Consider the following 18,726-nt stretch of genomic DNA (forward strand, 5'->3'; position numbering starts at 1 on the left):
CTGATCTTCATGGTTACCCAGCAGAACGCGCGCCCCGTCACGGCGCTGCTCGGCACCAAGCTCGGCATGACGCAGCTCTGGGACGACAACGGTCGTCTCGTGCCCGTCACCGTGGTTGCGGTCGGCACCAACGTCGTGACGCAGGTCCGCTCCGCTGAGACCGACGGTTACGCCGCTGTGCAGCTCGCCTTCGGCGAGGTCAAGCCGACCAAGGTCACCAAGCCGCTCAAGGGCCACTTCGAGAAGGCCGGCGTGACGCCGCGCCGGCACGTGGCCGAGATCCGCACGTCGGACGCCGCCGAGTTCACGCTCGGCCAGGAGCTCACCGCCGCCCTCTTCGAGGCCGGCCAGCTCGTCGACGTCGTCGGGACGACCAAGGGCAAGGGCACCGCCGGTGTCATGAAGCGCCACGGCTTCGCCGGCGTGAGCGCGTCCCACGGTTCGCACCGCAACCACCGCAAGCCGGGCTCGATCGGTGGCGCGTCGACGCCGTCGCGCGTGTTCAAGGGCCTGCGCATGGCCGGTCGGATGGGCAACGCCCGTCAGACCACCCAGAACCTGACCGTGCACGCGGTCGACGCCGAGCGGGGCCTCCTGCTCGTCAAGGGTGCCGTCCCCGGCCCCAAGGGTGGCGTCGTCGTCGTGCGTTCCGCTGTGAAGGGTGCGTGACCTCCATGAGCGACACGCTGACGGTCGACGTCCTCGACCCGCAGGGCAAGAAGGCCGGCACGGCCGACCTGCCCGCGGACGTCTTCGACGTGCAGACCAACGTCCCGCTGATCCACCAGGTCGTCGTCGCGCAGCTCGCGGCGGCTCGCCAGGGCACGCACGACACCAAGTCGCGCGGCGAGGTCCGTGGTGGCGGCAAGAAGCCGTACAAGCAGAAGGGCACCGGTCGCGCCCGCCAGGGTTCGACGCGTGCTCCGCAGTTCGCCGGTGGTGGCGTCGTCCACGGCCCCACGCCGCGTGACTACAGCCAGCGCACCCCGAAGAAGATGAAGGCCGCGGCGCTCCGCGGTGCTCTCTCGGACCGCGCCCGCGCCGGCCGCGTGCACGTCGTCTCGGGCTTCGCCCCGGGCACGGCGCCGTCGACGAAGTCCGCTCTCGCCGTCCTCGACAACCTGTCGGGCCGCAAGAACGTGCTGGTCGTCGTCGAGCGTCAGGACGAGATCACGTGGAAGTCGCTGCGGAACGTCGAGCGGGTGCACCTGCTGGTCGCGGACCAGCTCAACACCTACGACGTGCTGATCTCTGACGACGTCGTGTTCACGCAGGGCGCTCTCGACGCGTTCCTGGCCGGCCCCGCCAAGGGTGCCAAGGCCGTGGCGAGCGAGTCCGAGGCCGCCGAGGAGGAGACCAAGTGACCACCGTCGGCAAGGACCCCCGCGACATCCTGATCGCGCCGGTCGTGTCCGAGAAGAGCTACGGCCTTCTGGACGAGGGGAAGTACACCTTCCTCGTCGACCCGCGCGCCAACAAGACCGAGATCAAGATCGCCGTCGAGCAGGTGTTCGGCGTGAAGGTCGACTCGGTCAACACCGCGAACCGTCAGGGCAAGGCCCGTCGGACCCGGTTCGGCATCGGCCGCCGCAAGGACACGAAGCGTGCGATCGTCACCCTCCGCGAGGGCACGATCGACATCTTCGGCGGACCGGTCGGCTGAGCGGCCCGGAAGGATCTGAGGACTCATGGGAATCCGTAAGTACAAGCCGACGACGCCGGGCCGCCGTGGCTCGTCGGTCGCCGACTTCGTCGAGATCACGCGCTCCACGCCGGAGAAGTCGCTGGTCCGCCCGCTGCACAAGACGGGTGGCCGCAACTCCACCGGTCGTGTGACCACGCGCCACCAGGGTGGCGGTCACAAGCGTGCGTACCGCGTCATCGACTTCCGTCGTCACGATAAGGACGGCGTGCCGGCGAAGGTCGCTCACATCGAGTACGACCCCAACCGCACGGCCCGTATCGCGCTCCTGCACTACGCGGACGGCGAGAAGCGCTACATCATCGCGCCGAACAAGCTGTCGCAGGGTGACGTCATCGAGAACGGCCCCGGCGCCGACATCAAGCCCGGCAACAACCTGCCGCTGCGCAACATCCCGACCGGTACGGTCATCCATGCCATCGAGCTGCGGCCCGGCGGCGGTGCGAAGATCGCGCGCTCGGCCGGTGCGTCCGTGCAGCTCGTCGCGAAGGACGGCCCGTACGCGCAGCTGCGCATGCCGTCCGGCGAGATCCGCAACGTCGACCTGCGCTGCCGCGCCACGGTCGGCGAGGTCGGCAACGCCGAGCAGTCGAACATCAACTGGGGCAAGGCCGGCCGCATGCGGTGGAAGGGCAAGCGCCCCACCGTCCGTGGTGTCGCCATGAACCCGATCGACCACCCGCACGGTGGTGGTGAGGGCAAGACCTCCGGTGGTCGCCACCCGGTGAGCCCCTGGGGCCAGCCCGAGGGTCGTACCCGCCGTCCGAACAAGCCGAGCGACAAGCTCATCGTGCGCCGTCGGCGCACCGGCAAGAAGCGCTGATAGGAGCCCGAGATGCCTCGCAGCCTCAAGAAGGGCCCGTTCGTCGACGGCCACCTCCAGAAGAAGGTCGACGCGCAGAACGAGGCCGGAAGCAAGAACGTCATCAAGACGTGGTCCCGCCGTTCGGTCATCACCCCGGACTTCCTGGGTCACACGTTCGCGGTGCACGACGGGCGCAAGCACGCGCCGGTCTTCGTCACGGAGTCGATGGTCGGGCACAAGCTCGGCGAGTTCGCCCCGACGCGCACGTTCCGCGGCCACGAGAAGGACGACCGGAAGGGCCGTCGCCGCTGACCTCGGTCAGCTGGTGACGCCCTGACGGCAGAGACAAGAAGGCAGGACAGCAATGGAAGCCAAGGCGAAGGCGCGGTTCGTCCGCGTCACGCCCCAGAAGGCCCGGCGCGTCGTGGACCTCATCCGTGGCAAGCAGGCCGGCGAGGCCGTGGCGGTGCTGAAGTTCGCGCCGCAGGCGGCCGCGGAGCCCGTCCTCAAGACGGTGCAGTCGGCGATCGCGAACGCGGTCGAGGGGGCGAAGCGCAACAGCGAGCGGCTCGACGAGGCGAACCTCTACGTCTCCGAGGTGTTCGTCGACGAGGGCCCGACGCTCAAGCGGTTCCGTCCGCGGGCGCAGGGTCGTGCCAGCCAGATCCTCAAGCGCACGAGCCACATCACCGTGGTCGTCGCTGAGCGCGAGACGAAGGGACGGACCCGATAGTGGGACAGAAGGTCAACCCGCTCGGGTACCGCCTGGGCATCACGACGGACCACCGGTCGCGCTGGTTCGCGGACTCGACGAAGCCGGGTCAGCGCTACCGCGACTACGTCCGCGAGGACGTGCAGATCCGCAAGCTCATGAGCACGGGTCTCGAGCGCGCCGGCATCGCGAAGGTCGAGATCGAGCGCACGCGTGACCGCGTCCGCGTCGACATCCACACCGCCCGCCCGGGCATCGTCATCGGGCGTCGTGGCGCGGAGGCCGACCGCATCCGCGGCGAGCTCGAGAAGCTCACGGGCAAGCAGGTCCAGCTCAACATCCTCGAGGTCAAGAACGCCGAGATCGAGGCCCAGCTGGTCGCCCAGGGCATCGCCGAGCAGCTCGCGAGCCGTGTCTCGTTCCGCCGCGCGATGCGCAAGGGCATCCAGTCGGCGCAGCGCGCCGGCGCCAAGGGCATCCGCGTGCAGGTCTCCGGCCGCCTCGGCGGCGCGGAGATGAGCCGCACGGAGTTCTACCGCGAGGGTCGTGTGCCGCTGCACACGCTCCGCGCGAACATCGACTACGGCTTCTTCGAGGCCCGCACGACCTTCGGCCGCATCGGCGTGAAGGTCTGGGTCTACAAGGGCGACGTCACCGAGAAGGAGTTCGCCCGCGAGCAGGCGACCCAGGCCCCGCGCCCGGCCCGTGGCCCGCGCGGTGACCGTGGCGAGCGTGGCGACCGCGGCCCCCGTGGCGGCGGCCGTCGCGAGCAGCGCACCTCGGACGCCCCTGTCGAGGCCCCCGCGACCGAGGCCGCTCCCGCGGCGGAGACCTCGGCTGAGACCGGAACGGAGGCCTGAGCCGTGCTCATCCCGCGCCGACTCAAGCACCGCAAGCAGCACCACCCCGGCCGCTCCGGCGCGTCGACCGGTGGCACCAAGATCTCGTTCGGCGAGTACGGCATCCAGGCTCTCGAGCCCGCCTACGTCACGAACCGGCAGATCGAGGCTGCGCGTATCGCCATGACCCGCCACATCAAGCGTGGTGGGAAGGTCTGGATCAACATCTACCCGGACCGTCCCCTCACGAAGAAGCCCGCCGAGACCCGCATGGGTTCCGGCAAGGGCTCGCCCGAGTGGTGGATCGCCAACGTCAAGCCCGGCCGAGTGATGTTCGAGCTCGCCGGCGTCCCGGAGCCGCTGGCTCGTGAGGCCATGCGCCGCGCCCAGCACAAGCTCCCGATGAAGACCCGTTTCGTGGTTCGCGAGGGTGGTAACTGATGGCTATCGGAACCAAGGACCTGGCTCCCACGGAGCTGGACGCCTTCGACGACGAGAAGCTGGTCGCCGAGCTGAAGAAGGCCAAGGAGGAGCTCTTCAACCTCCGCTTCCAGTCCGCGACCGGTCAGCTCGAGAGCCACGGCCGTCTGAAGGCCGTCCGCCGCGACATCGCCCGGATCTACACGATCCTGCGCGAGCGCGAGCTCGGCATCCGTACCGCTCCGACCGCGAGCGAGTGAGGGCAGCATGAACGAGAAGAGCACCACCGCCACGGCGGAGCACCGCGCGTACCGCAAGACGCGCCGCGGCTACGTCGTGAGCGACAAGATGGACAAGACCGTCGTGGTCGAGGTCGAGGACCGGGTCAAGCACCCGCTCTACGGCAAGGTCATCCGGCGGACCAGCAAGGTCAAGGCGCACGACGAGCAGGGCTCGGCGGGCGTGGGTGACCTCGTCCTCATCATGGAGACCCGCCCGCTGTCCGCGACCAAGCGGTGGCGCCTGGTGGAGATCCTCGAGAAGGCCAAGTAAGCAGCAGCACCCAAGTTGCCCACGGGCGGCGGGGGTGACCCCGTCAGGGAGCACCCCCGCCGCGACGTGTGCATCACGGCAACTACGTCAGGCCAGGCTCGGCGACCAGCTCGACCGAGAACCCGCCGGACGACAGGAGTAGGCAATGATCCAGCAGGAGTCGCGACTGCGTGTCGCCGACAACACGGGTGCCAAGGAGATCCTCTGCATCCGCGTTCTCGGTGGTTCCGGCCGTCGCTACGCAGGCATCGGTGACGTCATCGTCGCCACCGTCAAGGACGCGATCCCCGGCGGCAACGTCAAGAAGGGCGACGTCGTCAAGGCCGTCATCGTGCGCACCCGCAAGGAGCGCCGCCGTCCGGACGGCTCGTACATCAAGTTCGACGAGAACGCCGCCGTGATCCTCAAGAACGACGGGGAGCCCCGTGGGACGCGCATCTTCGGCCCCGTGGGCCGCGAGCTGCGCGACAAGAAGTTCATGAAGATCATCTCGCTGGCGCCGGAGGTGCTCTGACCATGGCGAAGATCAAGAAGGGCGACCTCGTCCTCGTCATCTCGGGGCGCGACAAGGGCAAGCAGGGCCGCGTGCTCGAGGTGCTCACCGAGACGCAGCGCGTCGTCGTCGAGGGCGTGCAGCGCGTGCAGAAGCACGTCAAGGCCGGCCAGACGCAGCGTGGCACCCGCACGGGTGGCATCGAGACCGTCGAGGCCCCCATCCACATCAGCAACGTGATGCTCGTCGACCCGGAGACCAAGAAGGGCACCCGGGTGGGCTACCGCACCGAGCAGGTCGAGCGTGACGGCCGCACGCGGAACGTCCGTGTCCGCGTCGCCAAGCGTTCCGGTAAGGACATCTGATGACCGAGATCACCGCTCCGGCCCAGCCGCGTCTGAAGACCCGCTACGCCGAGGAGATCAAGCCGGCGCTCAACACGCAGTTCGCGTACGAGAACATCAACCAGGTCCCGCGCCTGGTGAAGGTCGTCGTGAACATGGGTGTCGGCGACGCCGCCAAGGACTCCAAGCTCATCGAGGGCGCGATCCGCGACCTGACCCAGATCACGGGTCAGAAGCCGCAGGTCACCAAGGCCCGCAAGTCCATCGCGCAGTTCAAGCTGCGCGAGGGCATGCCGATCGGCGCGCACGTCACGCTGCGCGGCGACCGTGCCTGGGAGTTCCTGGACCGCCTGCTCTCGACGGCGCTTCCCCGTATCCGTGACTTCCGCGGCCTGTCGGCGACGCAGTTCGACGGCAACGGCAACTACACGTTCGGCCTCACGGAACAGTCGATGTTCCACGAGATCGACCAGGACCGGATCGACCGTGTCCGCGGCATGGACATCACGATCGTCACGACGGCGAACAACGACGACGAGGGTCGCGCCTTCCTCAAGCTCCTCGGCTTCCCGTTCAAGGAGAACTGACCATGGCGAAGACCGCTCTGATCAACAAGGCTGCCGCCAAGCCCAAGTTCGCGGTGCGTGCGTACACGCGCTGCCAGCGCTGCGGCCGTCCGCACTCGGTGTACCGCAAGTTCGGCCTGTGCCGGATCTGCGTGCGGGAGATGGCCCACCGCGGCGAGCTCCCCGGCGTCACCAAGAGCAGCTGGTAAGACCCCCAGTAGGAACGATCGTCGGTAGGTCCCGGGCCCGCGTCTCGCGGGTCCGGGATACCCCGGCGAGAAAGGGCTGAAGCCCGATGACCATGACCGACCCCATCGCAGACTTCCTCACGCGTCTGCGCAACGCGAACTCGGCGCACCACGACACGGTGTCGATCCCGTTCTCGAAGCTCAAGTCGCACGTCGCGGAGATCCTGCAGGCCGAGGGCTACATCCAGGGCTGGACCGTCGAGGACGCCCCCGTGGGCAAGAACCTCGTCGTGACCCTGAAGTACGGCCCCAACCGCGAGCGTGCGCTCGCCGGCCTGAAGCGCGTGTCCAAGCCGGGCCTGCGCGTGTACGCGAAGTCCACCAACCTGCCCAAGGTGCTCGGCGGCCTGGGCGTGGCGATCCTCTCCACGTCCTCGGGTCTCCTCACCGACAAGCAGGCCGCCAAGAAGGGCGTGGGTGGGGAAGTCCTCGCCTACGTCTGGTAATCGAGACCCGGAAGGAGAACGCCAATGTCTCGTATCGGCAGGATCCCCGTTTCGGTCCCGACCGGCGTGGACGTCAACATCGACGGTGCCGTGGTGACGGTGAAGGGCCCCAAGGGCACCCTCTCGCACACGGTCGCCGCACCCCTCGAGGTCGCGCGTGACGAGGCCGGTGCCCTCGTGGTCACCCGCCCGAACGACGAGCGCCTCTCGCGCTCGCTGCACGGCCTGACCCGCACGCTCCTGGCGAACCTCGTCACCGGCGTGACCGAGGGCTACGTCAAGAAGCTCGAGATCGTCGGCACCGGTTACCGCGTGACCGCGAAGGGCTCGGACCTCGAGTTCGCGCTCGGCTTCAGCCACCCGGTCGTCGTCACGCCGCCGGAGGGCATCACCTTCGTCGTCGAGGCCCCGACCCGCTTCTCGGTGCAGGGCATCGACAAGCAGCAGGTCGGCGAGGTCGCCGCGAACATCCGCAAGATCCGCAAGCCCGAGCCGTACAAGGGCAAGGGCGTGCGGTACGCGGGCGAGAACGTGCGCCGCAAGGTCGGAAAGGCTGGGAAGTAAGCCATGGCGATCAGCATCAAGGGCAAGGGCAAGACGATCGCCCGCCAGCGCCGGCACCTGCGCCTGCGCAAGAAGGTCGTGGGCTCGGCTGCTCGGCCGCGCCTCGTCGTCACCCGCTCCGCCCGTCACATCACGGCCCAGGTCGTGGACGACGGCATCGGCCAGACCATCGCGTCGGCGTCGACCCTCGAGGTCGACCTGCGCGGGGCCGAGGGCGACAAGTCCGCCAAGGCCCGCAAGGTCGGCGAGCTCGTCGCCGAGCGCGCGAAGGCCAAGGGCATCGACGCGGTCGTCTTCGACCGCGGCGGCAACAAGTACCACGGCCGGGTGGCCGCGGTCGCCGACGGTGCCCGCGAGGGTGGTCTGAAGCTGTGACGACGTACACCGGGAAGAAGAGGACTCACTGATGGCTGCTCCTGCACGCAGCAACACCGGTGCCCAGGGCGGCACCGGCGGCGACCGCCGCGACGGCGGCCGTCGTGACGGTGGACGTCGTCAGGACGCCGCCGAGAAGAGCCAGTTCGTCGAGCGCGTCGTGACGATCAACCGCGTCGCCAAGGTCGTCAAGGGTGGCCGCCGCTTCAGCTTCACCGCGCTCGTCGTGGTGGGCGACGGTGACGGCACCGTCGGCGTCGGCTACGGCAAGGCCAAGGAGGTGCCCGCGGCGATCGCCAAGGGTGTCGAGGAGGCGAAGAAGAACTTCTTCCGCGTCCCCCGCATCCAGGGCACCATCCCGCACCCCATCACGGGTGAGGCCGCCGCCGGTGTCGTGTTCCTGCGTCCGGCGTCGCCGGGTACCGGCGTGATCGCCGGTGGTCCGGTCCGCGCCGTCCTGGAGTGCGCCGGCATCCACGACGTCCTGAGCAAGTCGCTCGGCTCGTCGAACGCGATCAACATCGTCCACGCGACCGTCGCGGCCCTCCGTGGCCTCGAGCAGCCGGAGGCCGTGGCCGCGCGCCGTGGTCTGCCGGTCGAGCACGTCGTCCCGGCCGCCCTCCTGCGGGCCCAGGCCGAGGGCCGTGCGGCCGCCGCGGAGAAGGTGGGTGCGTGATGGCTCGTCTCAAGGTGACCCAGAAGAAGTCGGGCATCGGTGGCAAGCAGAACCAGCGCGACACGCTGCGCACCCTGGGCCTCAAGCGGATCGGCGACGTCGTCGTCAAGGAGGACCGCCCTGAGATCCGCGGCATGGTCCAGACCGTGCGGCACCTCGTCGCGGTCGAAGAGGTGGAGTGAGCATGGCTGACGAGAAGAAGGAGACCGAGGAGGTGACGGCCCCCAAGGCCGCCGCCAAGAAGGCTCCCGCCAAGAAGGCCGCCGACGCGGCTGCCGAGGCTCCGAAGAAGACGACGAAGGCGAAGGCCGACAAGGCCGAGACCGCCTCCGCCGCCGCGGAGAAGCCGGCTGCCGAGAAGAAGGCGCCCGCGAAGAAGGCCGCCGCCGCTCCGGCGAAGGCCAAGGTCGAGAAGTCCGACGCGGCCGTCAAGGCCGCCGAGGCAGCCGCCCAGCCCGGCGCCGGTGGCACCCTCAAGGTGCACCACCTGCGTCCGGCCCCGGGCGCCAAGACCGCCAAGACCCGCGTGGGTCGTGGTGAGGCGTCCAAGGGCAAGACGGCCGGTCGTGGCACCAAGGGCACCAAGGCCCGGTACCAGGTCCCGGCCGCCTTCGAGGGCGGGCAGATGCCGATGCACATGCGTCTGCCGAAGCTCCGTGGCTTCAAGAACCCGTTCCGCACCGAGTACCAGGTCGTCAACCTGGACAAGCTCTCGGCGCTCTACCCGGACGGTGGCGACGTGACGGTCGCCGACCTGGTCGCGAAGGGTGCGGTCCGCAAGGGCCAGCCCGTCAAGGTGCTCGGCACCGGCGAGCTCACGGTCAAGGTCTCCGTGGCCGTGGACGCCTACTCGGCGTCCGCCAAGGAGAAGATCGTGGCTGCCGGCGGCTCCGTCGCGCAGGACTGAACGCCGGACGAGGCCGGTGGGATCTCACTTCCCACCGGCCTCGTTCCGTTTGTCGTCGGGCATCCGTTAGGGTGCCTCGTTGCCCCGCGTCGTGGCGGGGTTCGCGGCCCGGGACAGTCCGGTCGCACGAGACGCCGCCGCTAGGCGGCCCAGGAGGACCAGGTGCTCAGCGCATTCGTCCGGGCGTTCAGGACGCCCGACCTGCGGCGCAAGCTGCTCTTCACGATCGGGATCATGGTCGTCTTCCGGATCGGCTCGTTCCTGCCGACCCCGGGCGTCAGCTATCCCAACGTGCAGGTCTGCATCGACCAGACGCAGGGCGCGAACGACCTGATCGGGATCGTGAACCTGTTCAGCGGGGGAGCGCTCCTGCAGCTCTCCGTCTTCGCGCTGGGGATCATGCCGTACATCACGGCGAGCATCATCATCCAGCTGCTGCGCGTGGTGATCCCCAAGTTCGAGGAGCTGCACCGCGAGGGCCAGTCCGGCACCGCGAAGCTCACGCAGTACACCCGGTACCTGACGATCGCCCTCGCGGTCCTCCAGTCGACGACGATCATCACGATCGCGCGCAGCGGCCAGCTGTTCCAGGGCTGCACCGTCGACGTCATCCCGGACGACAGCTGGGTGACGCTGCTCATCATGGTCATCACCATGACCGCGGGCACCGGCCTCATCATGTGGCTCGGCGAGCTCATCACCGAGCGCGGTGTCGGCAACGGCATGTCGCTCCTCATCTTCACGTCGATCGCCGCGAGCTTCCCCGGCGCGATGTGGTCGATCGCCGGCGGTGCCGGCGGTGGCGCGAAGTTCGTCGCGGTCCTCGCCGTCGTGGTGCTCGTCATCGCGCTCGTCGTCTTCGTCGAGCAGTCGCAGCGCCGCATCCCGGTGCAGTACGCCAAGCGCATGGTCGGTCGCCGCATGTACGGCGGCTCGAGCACCTACATCCCGATCAAGATCAACATGGCCGGTGTCATCCCGGTGATCTTCGCGTCGTCGCTGCTCGCCGTCCCGGGCCTCATCGCCCAGTTCGGCGACCCGACCGCGGGCTGGGTGCAGTGGGTGTCCCGCTACATCGCGGACCCGGCGTCGCCGTGGCACATCGCGATCTACGTGCTGCTGATCATCTTCTTCTGCTACTTCTACACGGCGATCACGTTCAACCCGGACGAGGTCGCGGACAACATGAAGAAGTACGGCGGCTTCATCCCCGGCATCCGCGCCGGTCGGCCGACCGCCGAGTACCTCGACTACGTCATCACGCGGATCACGGCGCCGGGCTCGATCTACCTCGCCCTCGTCGCGCTGATCCCGACCATCGTCTTCATCGCCCTCGACGTGAGCACGAACATCCCGTTCGGCGGCTCGTCGATCCTCATCGTCGTCGGTGTGGGCCTGGAGACCGTCAAGCAGATCGAGTCGCAGCTCCAGCAGCGGCACTACGAAGGGTTCCTGCGGTGAGCGCACGCCTCGTCCTCCTCGGCCCGCCCGGTGCGGGCAAGGGCACCCAGGCGGCCCGGCTCGGGGAGCGCCTCGGCGTCCCCGCGATCTCGACGGGCGACATCTTCCGCGCCAACATCAAGGGCGGCACGGAGCTCGGCAAGAAGGTCCAGGCGATCACCGCGTCAGGCGCGCTCGTGCCGGACGAGCTGACGAACGACCTCGTGCGCGACCGCCTGGCGCAGGACGACGTCGTCGAGGGCTTCCTCCTCGACGGGTACCCGCGCAACGTGGCCCAGGTCGCGGCGCTCGACGAGATCCTGGGCGACCGCGCCGTGGACCTCGCGGTCGAGATCACCGCCGACCCCGACGTCGTCGTGGGCCGTCTGCTCAAGCGTGCCGAGATCGAGGGCCGCGAGGACGACACCGAGGACGTCATCCGCCACCGGCTCGACGTGTACGCCGAGCAGACCGCCCCGATCTCGGCGGTGTACGCCGAGCGCGGGCTGCTGGTCCAGGTCGACGGCATCGGCGAGGTCGACGAGGTGACCGAGCGGCTCGTCGCCGCGATCGGCTCGCTCGCCCGCTGACGCGGGACCAGGTGGGTGGCCGTGTTCGGTCGTGAGCGCATCGAGTACAAGACCCCGGACCAGGTCCGGGTCATGCGGCGCGCCGGCCTCGTCGTCGCGGACGCCCTCGCGGCGGTGCGGGAGCGGGTCGCCCCCGGGGTGACGACCGCCGACCTCGACGCCGTGGCGGCCGCGGTGATCGTGGACGCCGGTGCGACGCCGTCGTTCCTCGGCTACCACGGGTACCCCGCGACGCTCTGCGTCTCCGTGAACGACGAGGTCGTGCACGGGATCCCCGGTGCACGCGTGCTGGAGCCCGGCGACGTCGTGTCCGTCGACTGCGGGGCCGTCGTCGACGGCTGGCACGGCGACTCCGCGATCACGGTGGTGCTCGAGGGCGGTGAGCAGGCCGACGTCGATCTCGCGGAGACGACGCGTGCGGCGATGTGGGCCGGCATCGCGGCGCTCGCATCGGCCGAGCGGCTCGGCGCCGTCGGCGAGGCGGTCGAGGAGGTCGTCGACGCCGCGCTCGAGGCCGGGCTGAACGACGGCCGGCGGTACGGGGTCGTCGAGGAGTACGTGGGCCACGGCATCGGCACGGCCATGCACCAGCCGCCGGACGTCCTCAACTACCGCGCCCGGGACCGGGGTCCGCGGGTCCGGCCCGGCCTCTGCGTCGCGATCGAGCCGATGGTGGTGCGCGGGCAGCGCTTCACGCAGGTGCTCGACGACGACTGGACCGTCGTGACCGTCGACGGTTCGCGTGCGTCGCACTGGGAGCACACCGTCGCCGTGCTCGAGGACGGCATCTGGGTGCTGACGGAGCCCGACGGGGGAGCGGCCGAGCTGGCCGCGCTCGGCGTCGAGGTGTCCCCGCTCGCCTGAGCCCGGCGCTGCCGACTCCCTGCCCGTCGCATCCCCCGCGTCGGCACACCCCCGCTCGTACGGTCGCGGGGAAGCGCTACCACACGATCGGGTGAACACGTGTCCAGTTTCCCGTCCGAATGCGCCCGACCTGGGTAAACGGCCCCACAGCGTCCGGTTTGTCGGATAGTGTGCGCGCGGCGGGATCGTCCTCCCGCCAGGACCGTTCTCGCACCTCGTCGCGCGCCCGCGGCGAGGTGCTCGCGTGCGGTCCGTCGGACACGCAGGCGTGTGCCCCCTCGTCATGCCTGCCGCACACGATGGGTTGGTCCCTATGCAGCGCAGCAGTCGTCCGTCCCTCCGGTCCCACGCGCGACGGGCCGCCGTCGTCGGGACGGCCGTTCTCGCGGCCGGCCTGCTCGCGGCGTCACCGGCCGCGGCGACCGGCGGTTCCGGGCACGGGGGGTCGCACGGCGGCTCCCACGGCGGCGGTGGGCACGGCGGTGGCTGGTGGAGCAAGCCCAAGCCGGCCCCGAGCTCGACCGCGGGCACGACGCCGACGCCGATGCAGTCGGCCCAGCCGAAGCCGACGCGCGGCGGTCAGACGACGACGGCCGCGTACGTCTACCTCAAGAAGGACGCCAAGGCGCCCGCGTCGTGGTGGAACTCGACGCAGCAGTACCTCGTCGCGACGTGGGACGGCGCGCAGTGGCGCAACATCACCTGGGACCAGATCCGAGACGCCGTCCCGTTCGAGGTCTGCGGGCCCGGCTGGGGCGTGCAGGAGGACGCCGCGTACGGCGGCCCGCAGGTGTTCACCGACTCGGACGCCCCGCACTATCCGGACGGCGTCCTGAAGTGGACCGACGAGGGCGGACCGCTGTTCGCGGCGGACCACTGGGACCTCGAGGAGCAGGTCGGCACCGTCCCGGCGTGCGCTCCGACGTACCCGACGCCCACGCAGACCGCCACCCCCACACCGACGGCGACGCCCTCCGCCACGCCGACCGTGACCCCCGAGGCGCCGACGCCGACGCCCGCACCGACCGACGTGGTCGACGACGACGTGACGCCCACGCCCAGTGCGACGTCCACGCCGGTCGTGACGCCGGTGCCGACGCCCTCGACGACGTCGGAGGTGCTCGCGGCCGCACCGACGCCCACGCCGACCGTCCGCTCCGAGGTGCTCGCCGCGGGCGCGCTCGCGACCACCGGTTCGACTGTGCTCCCGCTCGCGATCGGTGCGGGCGTGCTGGTCGCCGCCGGCGGCGTGCTGCTGGCCCTGCGGAACCGTCGCCGCCCGGCCACCGGGTCGGACGCCTGACGCAGCACCACACGGGCCGCTGACGGCCCGTGACGAGGCCGCCGGACCTGGCGACCGTCCCCACGCAGCACGGGGACGCAGGTCCGGCGGTTTCGTCCTGTGCGGCCGATGCCGTAACATAGTCCGTTGGGTGTGTGCGCCCAGTTGGCTGACAGTCGTCCCGCGATCGGATGTCTCGTGATCGTGGGTTCGCTGCCGGCCGTCGCGCCACGGCCGTCCTGTCGTCCTCGACGCGGGAGGGCCTCGGTGCGGTCCGGGCTCTTCGCACTCTCCACGAACGCCGGTCCCGCTCCCGCACGCGCGGGGGCCACGGCCGACGTGGGCTGATCAAGACCAGGACCGACAGTTAGCGGAGGACATGGCGAAGAAGGACGGTGTCATCGAGATCGAGGGCAGCGTCGTGGAGGCTCTGCCGAACGCGATGTTCCGCGTGGAGCTCACGAACGGCCACAAGGTGCTCGCCCACATCTCGGGCAAGATGCGTCAGCACTACATCCGGATCCTCCCCGAGGACCGGGTGGTCGTCGAGCTGAGCCCGTACGACCTGTCCCGCGGTCGGATCGTCTACCGCTACAAGTAACCACCACTCGAACACGCCGTCACGCCCCGGGGGAGCCCGTGGGTCAGCGGCGGCGGAGGAATCAACGCGATGAAGGTCAAGCCCAGCGTCAAGAAGATCTGCGACAAGTGCAAGGTGATCCGCCGGCACGGTCGCGTCCAGGTGATCTGCGAGAACCTGCGCCACAAGCAGCGCCAGGGCTGACGCCCTGACGGTGCACCCACGGGTCCGTCCCGCGGAGCACGTCGAGCAGCACCACCGGTCCCGCACGGGACCATCGGCCCCGGGCAGGGGCCGGCAAGCGCACCGCCACTCCGGACGGTGCCGGGCAGCAGCCCGGTCCGGACCGGCGAACCCTCGGTCGGAGGCCGGGGCCCGCAGCACGCGGGAAGGCGGTGCGGAAGACCTCCGACGCAGTTCAGGAGCCACCAGGCACATGGCACGTCTCATCGGCGTCGACCTCCCCCGCGAGAAGCGGCTGGAGATCGCGCTCACCTACATCTACGGGGTCGGTCGCACGCGCGCCCAGCAGACCCTCGCCGCCACGGGCATCAGCCCCGACGTCCGCGTGAAGGACCTCGGGGACACCGAGCTCGTCGCGCTGCGTGACTACCTCGAGGGCAACTTCAAGCTCGAGGGTGACCTCCGCCGTGAGGTCGCCGCGGACATCCGCCGCAAGGTCGAGATCGGCTGCTACGAGGGCCTCCGCCACCGCCGTGGCCTTCCCGTGCGCGGTCAGCGCACGAAGACCAACGCGCGCACCCGCAAGGGCCCGAAGCGCACCGTCGCCGGCAAGAAGAAGGCCGGGCGCAAGTAACCCGCACGTCCCGCGAGGACCGCGCCCACGGCGCGAGGTCCCGGGACGTCGGCACACGCAGCCTGACGACCACGAGAGAAGAAGCAGATGCCTCCCAAGACCCGTAGTTCCGTGCGCAAGCCGCGCCGCAAGGAGAAGAAGAACGTCTCCCACGGCCAGGCGCACATCAAGAGCACGTTCAACAACACGATCGTCTCCATCACGGACCCGTCCGGCGCCGTGATCGCCTGGGCGTCGTCCGGCCAGGTGGGCTTCAAGGGCTCGCGCAAGTCGACCCCGTTCGCCGCGCAGCTCGCCGCCGAGGCCGCCGCGCGTCGTGCCCAGGAGCACGGCATGCGCAAGGTCGACGTCTTCGTCAAGGGCCCGGGCTCGGGCCGCGAGACCGCGATCCGCTCGCTGCAGGCGACCGGCCTCGAGGTCGGCTCGATCCAGGACGTGACGCCCCAGGCGCACAACGGCTGCCGTCCGCCGAAGCGCCGCCGCGTCTGACCCTCGGCTCGGCCGTGGCCGGTGCTCGCGTCGTCGACGCACCGGCCACGGCTCCGCTCGTCAACCCGGTCATGCGGACCGAGGCATGGCCGTCACGCAGGACTGCGGAGCGTCATATGGCGGACGCCCGCTGAGAGGAAACCCACCGTGCTCATCGCACAGCGCCCCACCCTGACCGAAGAGGTCATCTCGGAGAACCGGTCGCGGTTCTCCATCGAGCCGCTCGAGCCCGGCTTCGGCTACACGCTCGGCAACTCGCTCCGCCGGACGCTGCTGTCCTCCATCCCCGGTGCCGCCGTCACGTCCATCCGGATCGACGGCGTGCTGCACGAGTTCTCCACCGTGCCGGGTGTCAAGGAGGACGTCACCGAGATCATCCTCAACATCAAGAACCTCGTCGTCTCCTCGGAGAACGACGAGCCGGTCGTGATGTACCTGCGCAAGCAGGGGTCGGGTGTCGTCACCGCCGCGGACATCGTGCCGCCGGCCGGGGTCGAGGTGCACAACCCCGACCTGCACCTGGCGACGCTGAACGACAAGGGCAAGCTGGAGATCGAGCTCACGGTCGAGCGCGGCCGCGGCTACGTCTCCGCCGCCCAGAACAAGTCGTTCGACGCCGAGATCGGCCGCATCCCGGTCGACTCGATCTACTCGCCGGTCCTCAAGGTGACCTACAAGGTCGAGGCGACGCGTGTCGAGCAGCGGACCGACTTCGACAAGCTCGTCGTCGACGTCGAGACCAAGGCCGCGATCAGCCCGCGCGACGCGCTCGCGTCCGCCGGCAAGACGCTCGTCGAGCTGTTCGGCCTGGCCCGGGAGCTCAACGTCGAGGCGGAGGGCATCGAGATCGGCCCGTCGCCGACCGACGCCGCGCTCGCCGCGGACCTCGCGCTGCCGATCGAGGACCTGCAGCTGACGATCCGCTCGTACAACTGCCTCAAGCGTGAGGGCATCCACTCCGTGGGTGAGCTCGTGGCGCGCAGCGAGGCCGACCTCCTGGACATCCGCAACTTCGGTGCGAAGTCCATCACCGAGGTCAAGGAGAAGCTGGCCGAGCTCGGCCTGACGCTCAAGGACAGCCCGCTCGACTTCGACCCGTCCGCGTCGGCCTTCTACGGCGACGACGAGGGCGACTTCGTCGAGGACGAGCAGTACTGACGCCGGGGAACGCGCGCCGGGCCTGAACGGTCCGGTGCGCGTCGCCGATCACTGGAACTCAAGGAGTAGATCATGCCCACGCCCACCAAGGGTCCCCGGCTCGGTGGCGGACCGGCGCACGAGCGTCTGATCCTCGCGAACCTCGCGACGCAGCTGTTCGAGCACAAGCGGATCACGACGACCGAGGCCAAGGCCAAGCGCCTGCGCCCGCTCGCCGAGCGCCTCATCACGTTCGCCAAGCGCGGTGACCTGCACGCCCGCCGCCGTGTCCTGACGGTCGTCAAGGACAAGGGTGTCGTGCACACCCTGTTCACCGAGATCGCCCCGGCCGTCGCCGAGCGTCAGGGTGGCTACACGCGCATCACGAAGATCGGTCCGCGCAAGGGCGACAACGCGCCCATGGCCGTGATCGAGCTGGTGCTCGAGCCGCTGTCGCCGAAGCAGGCCGTCGTCAAGGAGGCCACGAAGGCCACCGCGAAGGCCGCGCCGAAGGCGGAGAAGAAGGCCGACGAGGCCCCCGCCGCCGAGGCGACCGAGGCTCCGGCCGAGGAGACCACGGACGCGACCGAGGGCGACGCCGACAAGGCCTGACCCTCCCGCAGCACGCACGACGGGCCCGGAACCGCACAGGTTCCGGGCCCGTCGTCGTCGTGGCGCGTCGGCGCGGCCGCGGGCGGTCGCACCTCCCGGGCGGGCGGAGGCGGTGTCGGGTCGGTGCGCGCGCTGCGGTCAGCGCGCCTGCGCACCGTCGACGAGATCGGCGAAGACGTCGTGCCTGAGGCGCCACGCGGTGCGGTCAGTGCTCCTGCGCACCGGCGACGAGGTCGGCGAGGACGTCGTGCCGGAGGCGCGGCGCGCCGGTGGGCCCGACCTCCGTGACCGCGCGCAGCGCGCCGTCGGGGCCCCGGTGGTGCACGTGCGGGCTCGTCGGGACCAGGCCGTCCGGTCGCGCGCGTGCGGCCCAGTCGAGCATCCCGCGCGCCGCGGCGAGGATCCCGCCTCCCGTGACGACGTGCACGGCGAGTGCGTGGCCGTGCGGGACGGCGACGAGCGTGCCGAGGGCGCGACCGCCGGCGGCCGCGTGGGGGAGCCGGTCGAGCAGGTCGTCGAGGACGTGCAGCCGGCTCGGCGCGAGGGGGTCGGCCGTCGTCAGGACGTGGACGTCGGCGCCGCCGCGGTACCCCACGACGTGGTGCTGGGGTGGGTCGAGCAGCCGGACGCCCGCGACGGCCTCCGCGTGGACGCCGTCCCACCCGCCGTGCGGCCCGAGGTCGGTGACGACGCGCGCCTCGCCGTCGACGACGAGGAGCGCGCACGCCTGCAGGTGCGGGCCCATCGCAGGCCCCGCGGCGGGTGCGAGGACGCCCGCACGGACGACCCCGGCGACGAGGCGCCGTTCCACGGCGGCGAGCGGCGACGCGGGGGCCGCAGGCACGTGCTGCCCGTCCGTCGCGAACCCGGCCACGGCCGCCGTCACCAGCCGCTCCACGACGTCGACGCGGGCCGCAGGCGGGAGGGCGTGCACGGCGGCGACGACCGCGCGCAGGTCGACCGTCGCCCCGGCGCGCGTGGTCACCGCGTCGGGCGCGTGCTGCGCGGTGTCCTGGCCGAGACTGCGGAGCCGGGACGTCACGAGGACGCGGACCGCGAGGGCCTCGCCGCGGGACAGGGGAGGCAGCCACGGGTCGGGGTCGTGCCGCGCGCCGTCGGGCGGCAGGTCGAGGTACCCGGTGGCCGGTGGGGCGACGGGCGCCGGGGTGCGACGACGGAAGAGGGGTGGCACGGGCCTCACGCTAGGTCCCGTCCGAGGCTGTGACCTGGGACCCCACCGGTCGGAGCATCCGTCGCCGTGGTGCG

31 protein-coding genes are annotated in these 18,726 nt (G+C 70.5%); 30 read left to right on the forward strand and 1 reads right to left on the reverse strand.

Annotated elements, in window-relative coordinates:
• Positions 1–9 precede the first annotated feature (9 nt).
• The 30 genes from rplC to rplQ all read left to right on the forward strand — a co-directional run bounded on the left by rplC (position 10) and on the right by rplQ (position 17,460).
• Positions 10–669 (forward strand): 50S ribosomal protein L3, encoded by a 660-nt coding sequence (rplC, locus tag OOT42_RS05345; protein ID WP_124342367.1) that lies wholly within the window; start codon positions 10–12, stop codon positions 667–669.
• 5 nt (positions 670–674) lie between these two features.
• Complete coding sequence (rplD, locus tag OOT42_RS05350) at positions 675–1,364, forward strand: 50S ribosomal protein L4 (protein WP_124342368.1); 690 nt, start codon at positions 675–677, stop codon at positions 1,362–1,364.
• Positions 1,361–1,663, forward strand: a complete 303-nt coding sequence (gene rplW, locus OOT42_RS05355; protein ID WP_124342369.1) for a 50S ribosomal protein L23 — start codon at positions 1,361–1,363, stop codon at positions 1,661–1,663. The genes rplD and rplW overlap by 4 nt, the downstream gene beginning before the upstream one ends.
• Before the next feature lie 25 nt (positions 1,664–1,688).
• On the forward strand, positions 1,689–2,525 hold the full coding sequence (gene rplB / locus OOT42_RS05360) for a 50S ribosomal protein L2 (protein WP_013770168.1): 837 nt from the start codon (positions 1,689–1,691) through the stop codon (positions 2,523–2,525).
• A 12-nt stretch (positions 2,526–2,537) separates the two neighbouring features.
• A complete protein-coding gene (rpsS, locus tag OOT42_RS05365) occupies positions 2,538–2,819 on the forward strand; it encodes a 30S ribosomal protein S19 (protein WP_124342371.1) in 282 nt (93 codons plus the stop codon).
• 52 nt (positions 2,820–2,871) lie between these two features.
• Positions 2,872–3,240 carry a 50S ribosomal protein L22 gene (gene rplV / locus OOT42_RS05370; protein ID WP_124342372.1) on the forward strand — a complete coding sequence of 123 codons (369 nt, stop codon included), beginning with the start codon at positions 2,872–2,874 and terminating at the stop codon, positions 3,238–3,240.
• Positions 3,240–4,079: a 30S ribosomal protein S3 gene (gene rpsC, locus OOT42_RS05375; RefSeq protein WP_168676978.1), complete on the forward strand. Its 840-nt coding sequence runs from the start codon at positions 3,240–3,242 to the stop codon at positions 4,077–4,079. Before rplV ends, rpsC begins: the two co-directional genes overlap by 1 nt.
• A gap of 3 nt (positions 4,080–4,082) precedes the next feature.
• Positions 4,083–4,499: a 50S ribosomal protein L16 gene (rplP, locus tag OOT42_RS05380; protein ID WP_124342374.1), complete on the forward strand. Its 417-nt coding sequence runs from the start codon at positions 4,083–4,085 to the stop codon at positions 4,497–4,499.
• Complete coding sequence (gene rpmC / locus OOT42_RS05385; RefSeq protein ID WP_013882864.1) at positions 4,499–4,738, forward strand: 50S ribosomal protein L29; 240 nt, start codon at positions 4,499–4,501, stop codon at positions 4,736–4,738. Before rplP ends, rpmC begins: the two co-directional genes overlap by 1 nt.
• A gap of 7 nt (positions 4,739–4,745) precedes the next feature.
• Positions 4,746–5,030, forward strand: a complete 285-nt coding sequence (gene rpsQ / locus OOT42_RS05390; protein ID WP_162352740.1) for a 30S ribosomal protein S17 — start codon at positions 4,746–4,748, stop codon at positions 5,028–5,030.
• A 145-nt stretch (positions 5,031–5,175) separates the two neighbouring features.
• Positions 5,176–5,544 (forward strand): 50S ribosomal protein L14, encoded by a 369-nt coding sequence (rplN, locus tag OOT42_RS05395; RefSeq protein ID WP_034625870.1) that lies wholly within the window; start codon positions 5,176–5,178, stop codon positions 5,542–5,544.
• A 2-nt stretch (positions 5,545–5,546) separates the two neighbouring features.
• Positions 5,547–5,888 (forward strand): 50S ribosomal protein L24, encoded by a 342-nt coding sequence (gene rplX, locus OOT42_RS05400; protein WP_124342375.1) that lies wholly within the window; start codon positions 5,547–5,549, stop codon positions 5,886–5,888.
• On the forward strand, positions 5,888–6,454 hold the full coding sequence (gene rplE / locus OOT42_RS05405; protein ID WP_124342376.1) for a 50S ribosomal protein L5: 567 nt from the start codon (positions 5,888–5,890) through the stop codon (positions 6,452–6,454). Before rplX ends, rplE begins: the two co-directional genes overlap by 1 nt.
• A 2-nt stretch (positions 6,455–6,456) precedes the next feature.
• On the forward strand, positions 6,457–6,642 hold the full coding sequence (locus tag OOT42_RS05410) for a type Z 30S ribosomal protein S14 (protein WP_013770178.1): 186 nt from the start codon (positions 6,457–6,459) through the stop codon (positions 6,640–6,642).
• Positions 6,643–6,728: 86 nt separating this feature from the next.
• The gene (gene rpsH, locus OOT42_RS05415) at positions 6,729–7,127 is read left to right on the forward strand and encodes a 30S ribosomal protein S8 (RefSeq protein WP_013770179.1); all 399 of its coding nucleotides are present in this window, start codon (positions 6,729–6,731) and stop codon (positions 7,125–7,127) included.
• Positions 7,128–7,151: 24 nt separating this feature from the next.
• A complete protein-coding gene (rplF, locus tag OOT42_RS05420) occupies positions 7,152–7,691 on the forward strand; it encodes a 50S ribosomal protein L6 (protein ID WP_124342377.1) in 540 nt (179 codons plus the stop codon).
• Positions 7,692–7,694: 3 nt separating this feature from the next.
• Positions 7,695–8,066 (forward strand): 50S ribosomal protein L18, encoded by a 372-nt coding sequence (rplR, locus tag OOT42_RS05425; RefSeq protein WP_124342378.1) that lies wholly within the window; start codon positions 7,695–7,697, stop codon positions 8,064–8,066.
• A 31-nt stretch (positions 8,067–8,097) separates the two neighbouring features.
• Positions 8,098–8,742, forward strand: coding sequence for a 30S ribosomal protein S5 (rpsE, locus tag OOT42_RS05430; RefSeq protein WP_162352739.1), 645 nt, complete (start codon positions 8,098–8,100; stop codon positions 8,740–8,742).
• Positions 8,742–8,924: a 50S ribosomal protein L30 gene (gene rpmD / locus OOT42_RS05435; RefSeq protein WP_124342380.1), complete on the forward strand. Its 183-nt coding sequence runs from the start codon at positions 8,742–8,744 to the stop codon at positions 8,922–8,924. The genes rpsE and rpmD overlap by 1 nt, the downstream gene beginning before the upstream one ends.
• Positions 8,925–8,926: 2 nt before the next feature.
• The gene (rplO, locus tag OOT42_RS05440) at positions 8,927–9,649 is read left to right on the forward strand and encodes a 50S ribosomal protein L15 (RefSeq protein ID WP_273653896.1); all 723 of its coding nucleotides are present in this window, start codon (positions 8,927–8,929) and stop codon (positions 9,647–9,649) included.
• A gap of 162 nt (positions 9,650–9,811) precedes the next feature.
• The gene (gene secY, locus OOT42_RS05445) at positions 9,812–11,110 is read left to right on the forward strand and encodes a preprotein translocase subunit SecY (RefSeq protein ID WP_168676974.1); all 1,299 of its coding nucleotides are present in this window, start codon (positions 9,812–9,814) and stop codon (positions 11,108–11,110) included.
• The gene (locus OOT42_RS05450; RefSeq protein WP_273653897.1) at positions 11,107–11,679 is read left to right on the forward strand and encodes an adenylate kinase; all 573 of its coding nucleotides are present in this window, start codon (positions 11,107–11,109) and stop codon (positions 11,677–11,679) included. The genes secY and OOT42_RS05450 overlap by 4 nt, the downstream gene beginning before the upstream one ends.
• Positions 11,680–11,700: 21 nt before the next feature.
• Positions 11,701–12,543 (forward strand): type I methionyl aminopeptidase, encoded by an 843-nt coding sequence (gene map, locus OOT42_RS05455; protein ID WP_273653898.1) that lies wholly within the window; start codon positions 11,701–11,703, stop codon positions 12,541–12,543.
• A gap of 544 nt (positions 12,544–13,087) precedes the next feature.
• Positions 13,088–13,846 carry a hypothetical protein gene (locus OOT42_RS05460; RefSeq protein WP_273653899.1) on the forward strand — a complete coding sequence of 253 codons (759 nt, stop codon included), beginning with the start codon at positions 13,088–13,090 and terminating at the stop codon, positions 13,844–13,846.
• 358 nt (positions 13,847–14,204) lie between these two features.
• Positions 14,205–14,426 carry a translation initiation factor IF-1 gene (gene infA / locus OOT42_RS05465; protein WP_013770189.1) on the forward strand — a complete coding sequence of 74 codons (222 nt, stop codon included), beginning with the start codon at positions 14,205–14,207 and terminating at the stop codon, positions 14,424–14,426.
• Between the two features lie 69 nt (positions 14,427–14,495).
• On the forward strand, positions 14,496–14,609 hold the full coding sequence (rpmJ, locus tag OOT42_RS05470) for a 50S ribosomal protein L36 (protein WP_013117849.1): 114 nt from the start codon (positions 14,496–14,498) through the stop codon (positions 14,607–14,609).
• 232 nt (positions 14,610–14,841) lie between these two features.
• Positions 14,842–15,222 (forward strand): 30S ribosomal protein S13, encoded by a 381-nt coding sequence (gene rpsM / locus OOT42_RS05475; RefSeq protein WP_013770190.1) that lies wholly within the window; start codon positions 14,842–14,844, stop codon positions 15,220–15,222.
• Positions 15,223–15,309: 87 nt separating this feature from the next.
• Positions 15,310–15,711 (forward strand): 30S ribosomal protein S11, encoded by a 402-nt coding sequence (gene rpsK, locus OOT42_RS05480; RefSeq protein WP_013770191.1) that lies wholly within the window; start codon positions 15,310–15,312, stop codon positions 15,709–15,711.
• 147 nt (positions 15,712–15,858) lie between these two features.
• Complete coding sequence (locus OOT42_RS05485; protein WP_124343449.1) at positions 15,859–16,869, forward strand: DNA-directed RNA polymerase subunit alpha; 1,011 nt, start codon at positions 15,859–15,861, stop codon at positions 16,867–16,869.
• Positions 16,870–16,941: 72 nt separating this feature from the next.
• Positions 16,942–17,460, forward strand: coding sequence for a 50S ribosomal protein L17 (gene rplQ, locus OOT42_RS05490; protein ID WP_273653900.1), 519 nt, complete (start codon positions 16,942–16,944; stop codon positions 17,458–17,460).
• A 205-nt stretch (positions 17,461–17,665) separates the two neighbouring features.
• Here the strand turns inward: rplQ and OOT42_RS05495 are convergent, their stop codons facing one another.
• The gene (locus tag OOT42_RS05495; RefSeq protein WP_273653901.1) at positions 17,666–18,652 is read right to left on the reverse strand and encodes a hypothetical protein; all 987 of its coding nucleotides are present in this window, start codon (positions 18,650–18,652) and stop codon (positions 17,666–17,668) included.
• Between the last annotated feature and the right edge of the window lie 74 nt (positions 18,653–18,726).

The organism is Cellulomonas fimi (assembly GCF_028583725.1).
Taxonomy (GTDB): Bacteria; Actinomycetota; Actinomycetes; order Actinomycetales; family Cellulomonadaceae; genus Cellulomonas; species Cellulomonas fimi_B.

What these genes read in the sequence shown, in the direction of transcription:
- rplO (WP_273653896.1), top strand. Translation starts at nt 8,927, where the DNA reads ATGGCTGACGAGAAGAAGGAGACCGAGGAGGTGACGGCCCCCAAGGCC.
- rplF (WP_124342377.1), top strand. Translation starts at nt 7,152, where the DNA reads ATGTCTCGTATCGGCAGGATCCCCGTTTCGGTCCCGACCGGCGTGGAC.
- rpsE (WP_162352739.1), top strand. Translation starts at nt 8,098, where the DNA reads ATGGCTGCTCCTGCACGCAGCAACACCGGTGCCCAGGGCGGCACCGGC.
- rplE (WP_124342376.1), top strand. Translation starts at nt 5,888, where the DNA reads ATGACCGAGATCACCGCTCCGGCCCAGCCGCGTCTGAAGACCCGCTAC.
- rplQ (WP_273653900.1), top strand. Translation starts at nt 16,942, where the DNA reads ATGCCCACGCCCACCAAGGGTCCCCGGCTCGGTGGCGGACCGGCGCAC.
- rpsH (WP_013770179.1), top strand. Translation starts at nt 6,729, where the DNA reads ATGACCATGACCGACCCCATCGCAGACTTCCTCACGCGTCTGCGCAAC.
- rpmD (WP_124342380.1), top strand. Translation starts at nt 8,742, where the DNA reads ATGGCTCGTCTCAAGGTGACCCAGAAGAAGTCGGGCATCGGTGGCAAG.
- rplB (WP_013770168.1), top strand. Translation starts at nt 1,689, where the DNA reads ATGGGAATCCGTAAGTACAAGCCGACGACGCCGGGCCGCCGTGGCTCG.
- rpsQ (WP_162352740.1), top strand. Translation starts at nt 4,746, where the DNA reads ATGAACGAGAAGAGCACCACCGCCACGGCGGAGCACCGCGCGTACCGC.
- rpsM (WP_013770190.1), top strand. Translation starts at nt 14,842, where the DNA reads ATGGCACGTCTCATCGGCGTCGACCTCCCCCGCGAGAAGCGGCTGGAG.
- rplD (WP_124342368.1), top strand. Translation starts at nt 675, where the DNA reads ATGAGCGACACGCTGACGGTCGACGTCCTCGACCCGCAGGGCAAGAAG.
- rplX (WP_124342375.1), top strand. Translation starts at nt 5,547, where the DNA reads ATGGCGAAGATCAAGAAGGGCGACCTCGTCCTCGTCATCTCGGGGCGC.
- rpmC (WP_013882864.1), top strand. Translation starts at nt 4,499, where the DNA reads ATGGCTATCGGAACCAAGGACCTGGCTCCCACGGAGCTGGACGCCTTC.
- OOT42_RS05410 (WP_013770178.1), top strand. Translation starts at nt 6,457, where the DNA reads ATGGCGAAGACCGCTCTGATCAACAAGGCTGCCGCCAAGCCCAAGTTC.
- rpsK (WP_013770191.1), top strand. Translation starts at nt 15,310, where the DNA reads ATGCCTCCCAAGACCCGTAGTTCCGTGCGCAAGCCGCGCCGCAAGGAG.
- rplC (WP_124342367.1), top strand. Translation starts at nt 10, where the DNA reads ATGGTTACCCAGCAGAACGCGCGCCCCGTCACGGCGCTGCTCGGCACC.
- rplR (WP_124342378.1), top strand. Translation starts at nt 7,695, where the DNA reads ATGGCGATCAGCATCAAGGGCAAGGGCAAGACGATCGCCCGCCAGCGC.
- rplV (WP_124342372.1), top strand. Translation starts at nt 2,872, where the DNA reads ATGGAAGCCAAGGCGAAGGCGCGGTTCGTCCGCGTCACGCCCCAGAAG.
- infA (WP_013770189.1), top strand. Translation starts at nt 14,205, where the DNA reads ATGGCGAAGAAGGACGGTGTCATCGAGATCGAGGGCAGCGTCGTGGAG.
- rpsS (WP_124342371.1), top strand. Translation starts at nt 2,538, where the DNA reads ATGCCTCGCAGCCTCAAGAAGGGCCCGTTCGTCGACGGCCACCTCCAG.
- rpmJ (WP_013117849.1), top strand. Translation starts at nt 14,496, where the DNA reads ATGAAGGTCAAGCCCAGCGTCAAGAAGATCTGCGACAAGTGCAAGGTG.
- rplN (WP_034625870.1), top strand. Translation starts at nt 5,176, where the DNA reads ATGATCCAGCAGGAGTCGCGACTGCGTGTCGCCGACAACACGGGTGCC.
- OOT42_RS05460 (WP_273653899.1), top strand. Translation starts at nt 13,088, where the DNA reads ATGCAGTCGGCCCAGCCGAAGCCGACGCGCGGCGGTCAGACGACGACG.